Origin of the sequence: Streptomyces sp. PA03-1a, from assembly GCF_033792805.1 — a bacterium.
In the GTDB taxonomy this organism is placed as follows: domain Bacteria; phylum Actinomycetota; class Actinomycetes; order Streptomycetales; family Streptomycetaceae; genus Actinacidiphila.
In genome coordinates this window covers 20,490-32,863 of the sequence record NZ_JARAVO010000095.1, presented here as the reverse complement: position 1 = coordinate 32,863, position 12,374 = coordinate 20,490, and the positions used below count along the sequence as shown (strand labels likewise).

Annotated in this window: 13 protein-coding genes; 6 read left to right on the top strand and 7 right to left on the bottom strand. The window is 74.1% G+C overall.

Features of this window, described 5'->3' with window-relative positions; translation table 11 throughout:
- Both PV341_RS22015 and PV341_RS22010 read left to right on the top strand, forming a co-directional pair.
- Window positions 1–814, top strand: an 814-nt coding sequence (locus PV341_RS22015) for a DUF8017 domain-containing protein (RefSeq protein WP_500358803.1), incomplete at its 5' end; no start/stop codon positions are given.
- 68 nt (window positions 815–882) lie between these two features.
- Window positions 883–2,271, top strand: coding sequence for an MFS transporter (locus PV341_RS22010; RefSeq protein ID WP_500358802.1), 1,389 nt, complete (start codon window positions 883–885; stop codon window positions 2,269–2,271).
- Here PV341_RS22010 and PV341_RS22005 read toward each other — a convergent pair.
- The 4 genes from PV341_RS22005 to PV341_RS21990 form a co-directional block, all read right to left on the bottom strand.
- Window positions 2,211–3,065, bottom strand: coding sequence for a spermidine synthase (locus PV341_RS22005; protein WP_500324989.1), 855 nt, complete (start codon window positions 3,063–3,065; stop codon window positions 2,211–2,213). The two genes, PV341_RS22010 and PV341_RS22005, sit on opposite strands and share 61 nt — an antisense overlap.
- 58 nt (window positions 3,066–3,123) lie before the next feature.
- A complete protein-coding gene (tuf, locus tag PV341_RS22000; protein ID WP_500358800.1) occupies window positions 3,124–4,296 on the bottom strand; it encodes an elongation factor Tu in 1,173 nt (390 codons plus the stop codon).
- Between the two features lie 264 nt (window positions 4,297–4,560).
- Window positions 4,561–5,208, bottom strand: coding sequence for a class I SAM-dependent methyltransferase (locus tag PV341_RS21995; protein WP_500324992.1), 648 nt, complete (start codon window positions 5,206–5,208; stop codon window positions 4,561–4,563).
- On the bottom strand, window positions 5,205–5,912 hold the full coding sequence (locus PV341_RS21990; protein WP_500324994.1) for a DNA alkylation repair protein: 708 nt from the start codon (window positions 5,910–5,912) through the stop codon (window positions 5,205–5,207). The genes PV341_RS21995 and PV341_RS21990 overlap by 4 nt, the downstream gene beginning before the upstream one ends.
- A gap of 56 nt (window positions 5,913–5,968) precedes the next feature.
- Between PV341_RS21990 and PV341_RS21985 the strand changes: the two genes are divergently transcribed.
- On the top strand, window positions 5,969–6,643 hold the full coding sequence (locus tag PV341_RS21985; RefSeq protein WP_499510441.1) for a TVP38/TMEM64 family protein: 675 nt from the start codon (window positions 5,969–5,971) through the stop codon (window positions 6,641–6,643).
- Window positions 6,644–6,695: 52 nt separating this feature from the next.
- On the opposite strand, the gene PV341_RS21980 is transcribed toward PV341_RS21985, so the two are convergent.
- The gene (locus PV341_RS21980; RefSeq protein ID WP_500324996.1) at window positions 6,696–7,523 is read right to left on the bottom strand and encodes a polysaccharide deacetylase family protein; all 828 of its coding nucleotides are present in this window, start codon (window positions 7,521–7,523) and stop codon (window positions 6,696–6,698) included.
- Window positions 7,524–7,693: 170 nt separating this feature from the next.
- Here PV341_RS21980 and PV341_RS21975 point away from each other — a divergent pair, with 170 nt between their 5' ends.
- Both PV341_RS21975 and PV341_RS21970 read left to right on the top strand, forming a co-directional pair.
- Window positions 7,694–8,869 (top strand): sensor histidine kinase, encoded by a 1,176-nt coding sequence (locus tag PV341_RS21975; RefSeq protein WP_500324998.1) that lies wholly within the window; start codon window positions 7,694–7,696, stop codon window positions 8,867–8,869.
- On the top strand, window positions 8,857–9,534 hold the full coding sequence (locus PV341_RS21970; protein ID WP_500324999.1) for a response regulator transcription factor: 678 nt from the start codon (window positions 8,857–8,859) through the stop codon (window positions 9,532–9,534). The genes PV341_RS21975 and PV341_RS21970 overlap by 13 nt, the downstream gene beginning before the upstream one ends.
- Before the next feature lie 7 nt (window positions 9,535–9,541).
- Here the strand turns inward: PV341_RS21970 and PV341_RS21965 are convergent, their stop codons facing one another.
- A complete protein-coding gene (locus tag PV341_RS21965) occupies window positions 9,542–10,159 on the bottom strand; it encodes a TetR/AcrR family transcriptional regulator (RefSeq protein ID WP_500325001.1) in 618 nt (205 codons plus the stop codon).
- Window positions 10,160–10,331: 172 nt separating this feature from the next.
- Between PV341_RS21965 and PV341_RS21960 the strand changes: the two genes are divergently transcribed.
- A complete protein-coding gene (locus PV341_RS21960; RefSeq protein WP_500325002.1) occupies window positions 10,332–11,360 on the top strand; it encodes an aldo/keto reductase in 1,029 nt (342 codons plus the stop codon).
- A gap of 75 nt (window positions 11,361–11,435) precedes the next feature.
- On the opposite strand, the gene PV341_RS21955 is transcribed toward PV341_RS21960, so the two are convergent.
- Window positions 11,436–12,050: a flavin reductase family protein gene (locus PV341_RS21955; protein WP_499510447.1), complete on the bottom strand. Its 615-nt coding sequence runs from the start codon at window positions 12,048–12,050 to the stop codon at window positions 11,436–11,438.
- Window positions 12,051–12,374 lie beyond the last annotated feature (324 nt).

The window sequence follows — 12,374 nt, the reverse complement described above, 5'->3', positions numbered from 1 at the left end:
GAAGCCGCCCGGGGGGCGGCGGGGCGCGGTGGTCGCGGTGTCGGTGGTGGCCGCGGTCGCGGTGGTCGCCGCCGGTGTCCTGGTCGCGGTGAAGCTCACCGGCGACGACAAGGGCCCGCAGGCCGGCCCGGCCGGCAGCCGCTCGCCGGTCGCCTCGGAAAGCGCCCCGGACTCCCCCGCCCCCTCGCCCTCCGCGTCGGGGAGCGAGGAGGGCGAGGGGGGTGAGCAGGGCCCGGGCCCGGACGACGCCCGCGGCAACCCGGGCGAGGACACGATCAAGCCCGTGGTCCCCGGCTGGCAGACCGTCGTGCGCAGTGACATGGGCGTCGCCTACGACGTCCCCAAGGGCTGGACGGTCAAGCCGCAGGGCCTGCTCATCGGCTACGAGTGGGACGACAACCGCGTCGTCACCGGGGGCGCGGCCGTCCTCGACGAGAAGTGGTGCGGCACCGACGAGCGCGGCCTGGCGGGCGTGAAGGGCGGCAAGGGCGCCAAGAGCCTGAAGTCCGAGGCCGCCAACGAGGCCTACAACTGGGCGTACGGCAAGTACAACAAGGAGGGCCGCACCAAGCTGACCGAGGCGGCCCCCCGCGCCTACACCAACGCCCAGGGCGTGCCCGGCTGGATCGCCTCCACGCGCGCGACCGGGATGAAGGGCTCGTGCGCGGCCGACGGCACCTCGTACAGCTTCACCTTCCTCGGCAAGGACAAGGAGGTCCGCTCCTGGCTGCTGGTCGTGGACAGCGGCTACGCGGGCGCGGTCGACGCCGGGACGGTGGCCAAGGTCCGCGACAGCGTCCGGCTGGTCGGCTGAGGGCGAGGGCGAGGCCGTAGCCCGATCCGGCCGGCTCGGGCCCGGCCCGGCCCGGCTGTCGGCCGGAAATGGGTTTGCCAAGGAAACGGCCCAGCGACGATAGTCCCCGGGTGAAACGCCACGTTCCCCACCGGCCGCGCTTCCCGGACTGGGCCGGCCGCAACTTCCGGCTCCTCGCCGCCTCCGCCTTCGTGACCGGGCTCGGCGCCTCGGGCGCCGTCGTCGCGTCGGCGTTCGCGGTCCTGCAGACCGGCGGCGGCGGTACGGAGATCGGACTGGTCGCCGCAGCGCGGACGGTACCCCTGGTCGTCTTCCTGCTCATCGGGGGCGCGGTCGCGGACCGGCTGCCGCGGCACCGGGTCATGGTCGCCGCCAACTGCCTGAACACGGTCTCGCAGGGCCTGTTCGCGGTCCTGGTGCTGACCGGCCGGGCCGAGATCTGGCACATGGCCGCGCTCTCCGCGCTGGGCGGCACCGGGCAGGCCTTCTTCGCCCCCGCCAACGAGGGGATGCTGCTCTCGACCGTCGACTCCGCCCACGCGGGCCGCGCCTTCGCGGTGTTCCGGCTCGGCGTCAACGGGGCGAACGTCGGCGGCGCCGCGCTCGCCGGGGCACTGGTCGCCCTCGCCGGACCGGGCTGGGTCCTCGCGGTGGACGCGACGTGCTTCGCGGTCGCGGCGGGGCTGCGCGCGCTGCTGCGGGTGTCCCCGGCGACGCTGCGCGACCGCGCGGAGCGGCGCGGCGGCGGTCTGCGCGGCGGTCTGCTGGGCGATCTGCGCGACGGCTGGCGGGAGTTCGTCTCACGGCGCTGGCTGTGGGGCATCGTGGTGCAGTTCTCGGTCGTCAACGCCGTGTTCACGGCCGCCGACGCGGTGTACGGGCCGCTCGTGGCCCGGGAGCACCTCGGCGGCGCCGGGCCGTGGGGCGCGGCCCTGGCCGCGTTCGGCGTCGGGAACCTGCTGGGCGGGCTGCTGATGCTGCGCTGGCGGCCGCGCCGCATCCTGCTCGCCGGGGTGCTCTGCGTCTTCCCGTTCTCGCTGCCCGCCGCCGCGCTGGCCCTGGCGCTCCCGGTGCCGCTGCTGGCCTGCGCGATGCTCGTCGCCGGCCTGTCGATCGAGGTGTTCGGCGTGGCCTGGATGATGGCGCTGCACCAGGAGATCCCCGAGGACAAGCTCTCCCGCGTCGCGGCCTACGACTGGTTCGGCTCGGTCTCCATGATGCCGATCGGCACGGCGCTCGCGGGCCCGGCCGCGGACGCCTTCGGCCTGAACGGGGCGCTGTGGGGCTGCGCGGGGCTGACGGTGCTGCTCACGGGCGCGGTGCTCACCCTCCCCGAGGTGCGGCGGCTGCGGCGCGTGGACGACCCCGAGGGCGGGCGGACGGTCGCGCGGGGCGGTCAGCCGACGCCGAAGGAACCCTCGGGCGGGATCGGCGAGGGCACCGCGTCCTTGTCGTAGACCGGCCGCGCCCCCCGTCCGAACACCTCCAGAGCGTCGCCGGCCACCACGCGGGCGGGGAAGACGTCGGACGCGGTACGCCGCGCGATCCGGTCCACCGGCAGCGGGGCGCGGCTCGCGGCCAGCACGGCGTTGCCGAAGCGGCGGCCCCGCAGCACCCCGGGCTCGGCGATCAGGCACACCTGGCCGAACAGCTCGCGCAGGCCCGCGATCTGCGGCCGCAGGAAGTCGAAGGGCGCCGAGTCGGCGAGGTTCGCCAGGTACACCCCGCCGGGACGCAGCACGCGGGCCGTCTCGGTGACGAACTCGTACGAGGTCAGGTGCGCCGGCACCCGCGAACCGCCGAAGACGTCCGCCACGACGACGTCCGCCGAAGCGTCCGGGGCGGCCTCGAGCCATGCACGGGCGTCGTCCGTCGTGATCGCCACGCCGTCACCGCCACGCCCGAGCGGGAGCCGGGCGGCGACCAGCGCGGCGAGCGCCCGGTCGGCCTCCACGACCCGCTGCCGCGAACCGGGCCGCGTCGCGGCGGTGTAGCGGGGCAGCGTCAGGGCGCCGCCGCCCAGGTGGACGACGTCCAGCGGCGCGCCCTCGGGCGCGGCCTCGTCCAGCACGTAGGCCAGGCGCCGCGCGTACTCGAACTCCAGGTAGGTGGGGTCGTCCAGGTCCACGTACGACTGAGGGGCCCCGTCGACCGTGAGCAGCCAGCCCGCGGGCCGGTCCACGTCCGGCAGCAGCCTGGCCGCGCCGAAGTCCACGTCCTGGGTCACGGGTATGCGTCCGTCGTCCTCCACGCCGCAATTGTCCCAGCACACGACGGGGCCCGGGGGCGGAACCCCCGGACCCCCGCGCTCACTCGGCGAGCGCCGTGACGGTGCCCGCGCCGACGGTGCGGCCGCCCTCACGGATCGCGAAGCCGAGCCCCGGCTCCAACGGCACCGGCCGGCCCAGCTCGACCGTCATGTCGACGGTCGCCCCCGGCAGGGCCGCCCCCACCTCGCCCAGGTCCACGTCGCCGACGACGTCGGCGGTGCGGACGTAGAACTGCGGCCGGTAGCCGCTGGCGATCCCGGTGCGCCGCCCGCCCTCGGCGGCCGGCAGCAGGTAGACCCGCGCCCGGAACCGGCGGCTCGGCGTGACGCTGCCCGGCGCGGCCACCACGTGGCCCCGCCGGACCACGTCCCGGGCCACCCCACGCAGCAGCAGCGCCACGTTGTCGCCCGCCTGGGCCTCGTCCATCGGCTTGCCGAAGGTCTCCAGACCCGTCACCACGCTCGCCGTCCCCGCGCCGAGCACCTCCACGCGGTCGCCGACGCGGACCGTGCCCCGCTCCACCGCGCCGGTGACGACCGTGCCGCGCCCGGTGATGGTCAGCACGTTCTCCACCGGCAGCAGGAAGGGTGCGTCGGTGTAGCGGTGCGGCATCGGCACGTGGGTGTCGACCGCGTCGAGCAGCGCCTCGATCGCCGACGTCCATCGCGGGTCGCCCTCCAGCGCCCGCAGGCCCGACACCCGGACGACGGGCAGCGTGTCGCCGGGGTAGCCCTGGGCGGACAGCAGCTCGCGCACCTCCAGCTCGACCAGGTCGGTGAGTTCGGGGTCGCCGGCGTCGGCCTTGTTGAGCGCCACCACGATGTGCTCGACGCCGACCTGGCGGGCGAGCAGCACGTGCTCGGCGGTCTGCGGCATGACGCCGTCGAGGGCGGAGACGACGAGGATCGCCCCGTCGAGCTGGGCCGCGCCCGTGATCATGTTCTTCACGTAGTCGGCGTGACCGGGCATGTCGACGTGCGCGTAGTGCCGCGTGTCCGTCTCGTACTCGACGTGCGCGATGGTGATCGTGATCCCCCGAGCGGCCTCCTCCGGGGCCTTGTCGATCCGGTCGAACGGCACGAACGCGGCGGAGCCGCGGGCGCTGAGCACCTTCGTGATGGCGGCGGTCAGCGTGGTCTTGCCGTGGTCGACGTGACCCATCGTCCCGATGTTGAGGTGCGGCTTGGTGCGCACGTACGCCTGCTTGGGCATGTTGCTTCCTCGGTAAGTCGATTCATCGCCTCGCGTGCGGGACCCCTGGACCGTGCCGACCCTCCCCCTGCGGGGTCCGCCGGACTGTCCGGGAAGGGTCAGATTCGGGCGCCGCCGAACGCGTTGGCCGAGAAAGCCTGTGCCGGGGCAGCCTGCAGCGCGTCCGCGACTGCGGACGTATCTGCGCTGAAGGCGTACCGGGACATGCCGTCGATGATCGGGTACGGCACGGCCGTCGGTCGAACGATTTTCCGGCGGCCCGCCTCACGCCCCGCCGACGCGGGCGAGGACGTAGGCGCGCCGGGTCTCCGTCTCCTGCGGGTAGGGGGCCCGCTCCAGCCGCGCCTCCACCTCGAACCCGGCGTCGGTCAGCGCCTCGGTGACCGTCCCGGGGTCGTGGAAGTGGAAGTCGACGTCGACCTCGTGCCCCCACCACTGCGTCACGTGCCGGATCTCCGTCCCGACGTGGAAGGCCACGAGCACCCGCCCGGAAGGGCGCAGCACGCGCCGCATCTCGCCGAACGCCGCCCGCAGTTCACCGGGCGTCAGATGGACCACCGCGTAGAGCGCGACGACCGCCCCGAACTCGCCGTCCGCCGCAGGGAGGCGGAGCAGGTCGCCCTCGCGGAACTCGGCCCCGGGGTGCTCGCGGCGGGCGAGCGCGACCATTCCCGGCGACAGGTCGATGCCCACGGTCCGCGCCCCGCGCGCCGCGAGCCACGCCGTGACGTGGCCGGGGCCGCACCCCAGGTCCGCCACGGGCGCGCCGTCCGCGGTCTGCTCGGCGAGGGCCGCCAGCAGGGCCCGGTCCAGCGGCTTGTACGCCAACTCGGTCCCGATGCGCTCCCGGTACTCCTCGGCCACGGTGTCGTAGCTGCGGCGCACCCGGCCGCGCCCGTCGCCCCCGCTCACAGGTGCTTCCCCGCCTCTCGTACCGACAGCGGCGACAGCCGCTCCCCCGACTCCGCGAGGAACGCCCGCACGGCGCCGGGATCGGTGCGGGCGTACGCGCGCAGTGCCCAGCCGATCGCCTTGCGGATGAAGAAGTCCCGGTGGTCCGCCTGACGCAGGCAGTAGCGGAACAGCCGGGCGGGGTCGGTGTCCGCCTTGTACGTCAACTGGTGCAGCAGCGCGGTGCGGGCGAGCCAGAGGTCGTCGCCGGTGATCCACTCGTCCATCACGTCCACCAGGGCGGGGCCGGCGGCCACGAGCCGTCCGACGACGTGCGCGGCGAGCAGGTCGACGGTGTCCCACCACGGCTCCGTCGTGATCAGGTGCCGGGCCGTGCCGAGGAAGTCCGGTGAGCAGCGCCCCACATGACGGCGCAGGTAGTCCACGGCGAAGTAGCGGTACTCCCGTTCGGGGAGCGCCCAGCAACGCAGGGCGACGGCCGTGCAGTCCCCCTCGTCCGGGCGCGGCGTGCCCGCGAGCACGGCGCGGGACAGGGTACGCCGGGCCGGCGTGGCGATACCGAGGAACGGGAACGCGTCCCGCATGTACGCCGCCGCCGAGGCGGCCCGCACCGGGTCGGCGGCGGCACCGTACGCCGAGCTCAGCCGGGGCAGCACGAGGTCCGCGAGGGCGCTGTCCGGCAGGACCGGGGCGGGAGGGGCCATGGCCCTACGGTACGCGGCGGCACCGGAGCGACATCCTCCTCCGCTAGGCTCGCAGGATGTCCGAGGTCACCGTCCTCTCCCGACCGCGTTCGCGACCGGCGTCGTGGGCGCGGCTGGCGCTGCTGGTCGTCCTCCTGTCCGGGGCCGCGGCCTCGGTGCTGGTGTGGGAGCCCCAGCGGCTGCTCGCGCACGGCTGGCCCGCGCAACTCACGGGCGCCGCGGCCGTGGTGCTCTTCGCCGCCGGCTACGGGCTCTGCGCCCTCGCCTTCGTACCGCGCCCCCTGCTCAACGTCGGCGCGGGAGCGCTCTTCGGTGCCCAGGCGGGAGTGCCCGCGGCCCTCGCCGGCACGGTGCTCGGTGCCGGCCTCGCCTTCGTCCTCGGCCGCCTCCTCGGGCGGGACGCGCTGCGCCCGCTGCTCCGCGGCCGGGTGCTGCTCGCCGCGGACCGCCAGCTCAGCGAGCACGGTTTCCGCACGATGCTGGCGATGCGGCTCTTCCCCGGGGTGCCGTTCGCGGCGGCCAACTACAGCGCGGCGGTCTCGCGGATGCGCCTCGCGCCCTTCCTGCTGGCCACGGCGCTGGGAAGCGTGCCCAACACGGCGGCCTACGTCATCGCCGGCAGCCGCGCCGCGACGCCGACGTCACCGGTCTTCCTCGTCGCGATGGGCTTCATCGCGGTCACCGGCCTCGCCGCCGTCGTCGTCGCCGCCCGCACCCGCCGCAAGCGCTGACCCTCCGGGCGGGGCGGGGGCGCGGCCGGGGCCGCAGACGCCAGGGCCACCGTCACGGCCGGTAGACCGTGCCGGGGCGCGGTACGGCGGGAGCCATCAGCTCGGAGACGGTCACGAGGACGTAGCCCCGGCGGCGCAGGGCGTCGACGATCCCGGGGACGGCGGGGATCGTGCCCCGGTAGCGGTCGTGGAGGAGGATGATCCCGTCGCGCTTCGTCTGGTCCAGGACCCGCCGGGTGATCAGCGCGGTGTCGGTCGTGGCGTAGTCCTTCGCGGTGACGCTCCACAGCACCTGGGCCAGGCCGAGTTCCCGCATGACCGCCGAGACGTCGTCGTCGGTGCGGCCCTGCGGTGGGCGCATCAGGGTGGGGGCGTGTCCGGTGATCCTGCGGACGTCGTTCTGGACCGGGGTCAGTTCGTCGCTCACCTGCCGCGCGTCCAGTTCCGTGAGCACCTTGTGCGACCAGGTGTGGTTGCCTATTTCGTGGCCATCGCGCGCCATGCGCCGCAGGGTCTGCGGATAGGTGTCCGTGTGGCCTTTCCCCTGGACGAAGAACGTGGCGCGGACCGTCTTCTCCGCGAGAATGTCCAGCAGTTTCGGCGTGGTGGCGCCGGGCCCTCCGTCGAAGGTGAGCGCCACGCATTTCTCGACGGTGCAGTCGGGGGCGGGGCGGTGGCTGCCGGCCCGGGCCGCGCGCTGGGCGGCGGCGCGTGCGTCGGCCGGTGACGTCACTCCGTGGAGGGTGCTGCATCCGCTGGTCACGGCGATGGAGGCGATGGAGGCGACGGCGGCCAGTACGACGGCGACCCGGGTCACCGGCCGCGGTGCGGCGGGGACTCCGGCCCGGGTGAAACGTCGGGAATATTTCCTGGGATTCATGACCGGAAAGGTACGGACCGCGGGGAACCCGGGAATTCGACTGCGGGTACGCGCCTTTTCCGTCCGAAGGAACGATGCACACCGGGCGTCCCCATACTTTGGTATAGAAGTCTATCAAGGGGGCCCGTATGTTTTGATGCGGACCGGGGACGGCGTTTACGGTTGCGTGCGTGATCGATGTGAGACGGGCCCTGCTCGGGCACCCGCGGCTCATGGACGCGGGCGTCGTGGTCGCGGCCGCCGGGCTGACGGTTTTCGTCGTGCGGGTCCAGCAGTCGGGTCTGCACGTGTACCCGCAGCTGTCCAGCGGTGCCTTGCTCACCTCGCTGCTGCCGATCTCCTGGCGGCCGTCCCAGACGGCGCTGATCCCGCTGCTGGCCTGCGCGGCCCTGTTCTGGCGCAGGCGTCACCCGGTGGCGCTGGCCCTGGTCCTCGTGGCGCTGTCGGTCGTCTGGCCCGTGGTCGTACCGCTGCTGGTGGCGCTGTTCACCGTGGCCGCCACCCGCCCCCTGCGCACCACGCTCCGGGTCACCGGCGTGGCCCTGCTGCCCGTGCCGGCGCAGTTCTCCGCGACCTCGTACACCGGGCCCCTCACCTCCGCCACGGCCGTGTCGGCCGTGGCGTTCGTGGGCGGTGCCGTCGGCTGGGGCCTGTACGTCGCCGGAGTGCGGGAGAGGGCCGCACGGGCGGAGCGGGAGGCGGACCTGCGCGCCGAGCAGGCCCGGCAGCACGCCCGGGAGGAGATCGCCCGGGAGATGCACGACGTGCTGGCCCACCGGCTGACCCTGCTCAGCGTGCACGCGGGGGCGCTGGAGTTCCATCCCACGGCGTCGCCCGCCCAGGTCGCGGAGGCGGCCGGTGTCATCCGGCAGAGCGCCGGACAGGCCCTGGAGGACCTCCAGGACGTGCTGCGCGTCCTGCGCACCCCCACGGTCCATGCGCACACCGAGCCCCCGCAGCCCGCCGTGGCCGACATGGACCGGCTGGTCGAGGAGTCGCGCGCGACCGGCGCGACCGTCGAGGTGCACCGGGACACGGAGGACCTGGCCACCATGGACCCCACCACGAGCCGGGCCGCGTACCGCATCCTGCAGGAAGCCCTCACCAACCACCGCAAGCACGCGCCGGACGGCCCGCTGCGGCTGTCGCTGACCGGCGGGGCCCGCGAGGGGCTGACCGTCACGGCCCGCAACCCGGTGCCGCAGGAACGCGCCGCACGTCCCGAAGGCGCCGGCCAGGGCCTGGTCGGGATGAACGAAAGGGCGGTCCTGGCCGGCGGCAGCATGCGCCGTACCTTCACCCCCACCGACTTCGCCCTGGAGATCTGGCTGCCATGGACGAGGTGACCCGCGTCCTGATCGTGGACGACGACCCGCTGGTGCGCTCCGGCCTGCGCATGATGCTGTCCGGGGCACAGGACGTCGAGGTGGTCGCCGAGGCCGCAGACGGTACGGAGGTCCTGCCGCTGGTCGACGCGCACCGGCCCGACCTCGTCCTGATGGACATCCGCATGCCACGGATGGACGGCCTGAGCGCCACGGCCGAACTGCGGCGCAGGCCCCGGCCGCCCGAGGTGCTGATCCTGACCACGTTCACCACGGACGGCTACGTCCTGGAGGCGTTGCGGGCCGGGGCGGCGGGCTACGTCCTCAAGCACACGCCCCCCGCCCAGATCGTCGCCGCGGTGCGGAACGTCGTGGCGGGCGAACCGGTCCTGTCACCGGCCGCCGTCAAACAGCTCATCGGCGCCGTCACCGCCGCCGGTGGCGGGGGCACCGCCGCGCGCCCCGACGACCGGGGCGAGGCGGAGCGGCTGCTCGGCCTCCTGGGGGAGCGGGAGCGGGAGGTGGCGCTCGCCGTGGCACAGGGCAGGACCAACGCCGAGATCTCGGCGTCGCTGTACATGAGCGTCCCCACGGTGAAGGCACATGTGTCCCACATCCTCACCAAGCTCGATCTGAACAACCGGGTCCAGATCGCCCTGGTGGTGTACCGGGCCGGCCTCGCCTGACGGCGGGTCAGTCCGCCTGGTTCGCCTGGTCCGCCTGGTCCGCCTGGCGCAGCCCGGCGACGAGGAGCGCGACCAGGCGGCGCGCGTCGTAGCGGGGATCGCTGTCCGCGCCGATGCAGAGGTTGCCGACGCCGCGCATGAGCGCGTACGCCTCCAGGTCGGAGCGGATCTCGCCGGACGCGGCGGCGGCGGCGAGCAGCCCGGCGCACACGGGCACGAGGCGGTCGAGGAAGGAGGCGTGCAGCGTCTCGAAGCCGGCGCTGTCGGACTGCAGCACCGCGGCGAGTCCGTGCTTGGTCACCAGGAAGTCGACGAACAGGTCGATCCACCGCGCCAGTGCGGCGTGCGGGGTGGCGCTGCTGGCCAGCAGGGCGGGTCCGGCCTCGGCGCAGGCGTCGACCTGGTGCCGGTAGACGGCGGTGATCAGATCCGCCCGGGTCGGGAAGTGGCGGTAGATCGTGCCCGTCCCGACGCCGGCCCTGGCGGCGATGTCGCGCACCGGCGCCTCCACGCCCGAGGCGACGAAGGCGGCGGCCGCCGCCTGGAGCAGCGTCTCCTCGTTGCGCCGGGCGTCGGCCCGCTTGGACCGCGGCGCCCGCCCCGTGCCCTTGTCGCCGTCCTCCATCACCGCGCCACTCCTTCCACGACCGGCCTTGCCAACCGGAACGTCGTTCCGTATCGTTAGCGGAACAAGGTTCCGTTTGCTCATCATGCCAGGGCGCACGCCCCGGGACCAAGCCGTGCGCGCTTCCGCCGCACGCAGCCACCACACCCCACCCGCAAGGGAGAACACGGTCATGCAGTACCGCACCCTCGGCCGCACCGGCGTGCAGGTCAGTTCCCTCGCGCTCGGCGCGATGAACTTCGGCAGCATCGGGCGCACCACCCAGGACGAGGCCACCGCCCTCGTCGACGCCGCCCTCGAGGCCGGGATCAACGTCATCGACACCGCCGACATGTACGGCGCCGGAGAGTCGGAGGAGATGGTCGGCAAGGCCCTCGCCGGCCGCCGCGACGACATCGTGCTGGCCACGAAGGCCGGCATGCCGATGGGCGACGAGCGCAACCAGCGCGGCAGTTCACGCCGCTGGCTGGCCAGGGCCCTGGAGGACAGCCTGCGCCGGCTCGGTGTCGACCACGTCGACCTCTACCAGGTCCACCGGTGGGACCCGGCCACCGGCGACGAGGAGACCCTGTCGGCCCTGACCGACCTGCAACGCGCGGGCAAGATCCGCCACTTCGGCTCCTCGACCTTCCCCGCGTACCGCATCGTGCAGGCCCAGTGGGCCGCCCGCGAGCACCACCTGAGCCGGTACGTCACCGAACAGCCCGGCTACTCGATCCTGCAGCGCGCCGTGGAGACCCATGTGCTGCCCGTCACCGAGGAGTACGGCCTGGGCGTGCTGGCGTGGAGCCCGCTGGCCTCGGGCTGGCTGTCCGGCGCGGTCCGCGAGGGCCGGCCGGTCACCACCAGCCGCTCCACATTCCTGCCGGAACGCTTCGACACCGCCCTGCCCGCCAACCGGGCCAGGCTCGACGCCGTCGAGAAGCTGGCCGCACTCGCGGCCGAGGCCGGCCTGACCATGGTCCAGCTCGCCCTCGGCTTCGTGACGGCGCACCCCGCCGTGACCGCCGCGATCATCGGCCCCCGCACACCGGACCACCTGCGGGCACACCTCGCCGCCGCGGACACCGTGCTCTCCGCCGACGTGCTGGACGCGATCGACGCGATCGTCGCCCCCGGTCTCGACCTCGCCCCGCACGAGAAGTTCGACACCCCGCCCGCACTGCTCGACCCGTCCCTGCGCCGCCGCAGCCGTCCGTGACGCCCACGGGCCCGGACCGGACGTACGGCGCGGACCGGACGACCGGTCCGGGCCGGACGTACGGCGGGACGACGCTCAGCCCTGGGTGACGCCCGGCCAGTCGGCGTAGCGGATGCGGGAGATCTCCAGGACCTCGCCGGTCGTGCCCCATTCGTCCTTGCCGAGGCGGGCCAGCGGACGGAGCTTGCGCACGTCGGGGTGGCCCTCGAACATCACGGCCTCGGAGACGGCGGCGTGGACGACGCGGCCGAAGACCACGGTCGAGTCGCCGAGGGTGACCGTGCTGTGCAGTTCGCACTCCAGGGCGACGGGCGAGGCCGCGACGCGCGGCGGCTTGACCGCGCGGCTGGGCTCACGGGCGATGCCGACCGCGTCGAACTCGCTGACGCCGCGGGGGAAGTCGGTGCCGGTGGCGTTGATCTGCTCGAAGAGGTGCTCGGGCGCGAGGTTGACCACGAACTGCCGGGTCTCCTCGATGTTGCGCAGCGAGTCCTTCCGCCCCACCGAGGTGAACTGCACGACCGGCGGGCTGACGCAGGCGACGGTGAAGAAGGAGTGCGGGGCGAGGTTGGCCGTCCCCGCCTCGCTGAGCGTCGAGACCCAGGCGATGGGGCGCGGGACGACCACCGAGGTCAGGAGCTTGTAGAACGGGGTCCGGCCCATGGCCTCGGGATCGAAGTCGATACGCATGGCCGCCAGTATCCCCCTCGGCGGGTGCGGAACGTAACCGGCGCCTCCACCCCGGCCCGACGCGAGGCCGCCACGAAGGTGCCTGGTACCGGCCGGCACGAGTCCCCGTCGCACGAACGGTACGAAATGCCCATTCCGCCGCAGGCGCGCAGCGGCCGCATCACCCTGAACCTCGACGTGGAGTCGGCCGCGCACCTCCCCCGACGACCGGACGATGCGGCCCACCGCACCGGGCCAGAAGGCCGTGCGGGGCGAGCGGACGCCCGCCCCGCACGGCCGGATGGCCGGATGGCCGACGACAGTTCACGTTCGGTGCTCTGGTCC

Excerpts from the sequence above, each read along its gene's own strand:
- PV341_RS22010 (WP_500358802.1), top strand. The coding sequence starts at position 883 with ATGGGTTTGCCAAGGAAACGGCCCAGCGACGATAGTCCCCGGGTGAAA.
- tuf (WP_500358800.1), bottom strand. The coding sequence starts at position 4,296 with ATGCCCAAGCAGGCGTACGTGCGCACCAAGCCGCACCTCAACATCGGG.
- PV341_RS21990 (WP_500324994.1), bottom strand. The coding sequence starts at position 5,912 with ATGGCCCCTCCCGCCCCGGTCCTGCCGGACAGCGCCCTCGCGGACCTC.
- PV341_RS21985 (WP_499510441.1), top strand. The coding sequence starts at position 5,969 with ATGTCCGAGGTCACCGTCCTCTCCCGACCGCGTTCGCGACCGGCGTCG.
- PV341_RS21980 (WP_500324996.1), bottom strand. The coding sequence starts at position 7,523 with ATGAATCCCAGGAAATATTCCCGACGTTTCACCCGGGCCGGAGTCCCC.
- PV341_RS21970 (WP_500324999.1), top strand. The coding sequence starts at position 8,857 with ATGGACGAGGTGACCCGCGTCCTGATCGTGGACGACGACCCGCTGGTG.
- PV341_RS21965 (WP_500325001.1), bottom strand. The coding sequence starts at position 10,159 with ATGGAGGACGGCGACAAGGGCACGGGGCGGGCGCCGCGGTCCAAGCGG.
- PV341_RS21960 (WP_500325002.1), top strand. The coding sequence starts at position 10,332 with ATGCAGTACCGCACCCTCGGCCGCACCGGCGTGCAGGTCAGTTCCCTC.
- PV341_RS21955 (WP_499510447.1), bottom strand. The coding sequence starts at position 12,050 with ATGCGTATCGACTTCGATCCCGAGGCCATGGGCCGGACCCCGTTCTAC.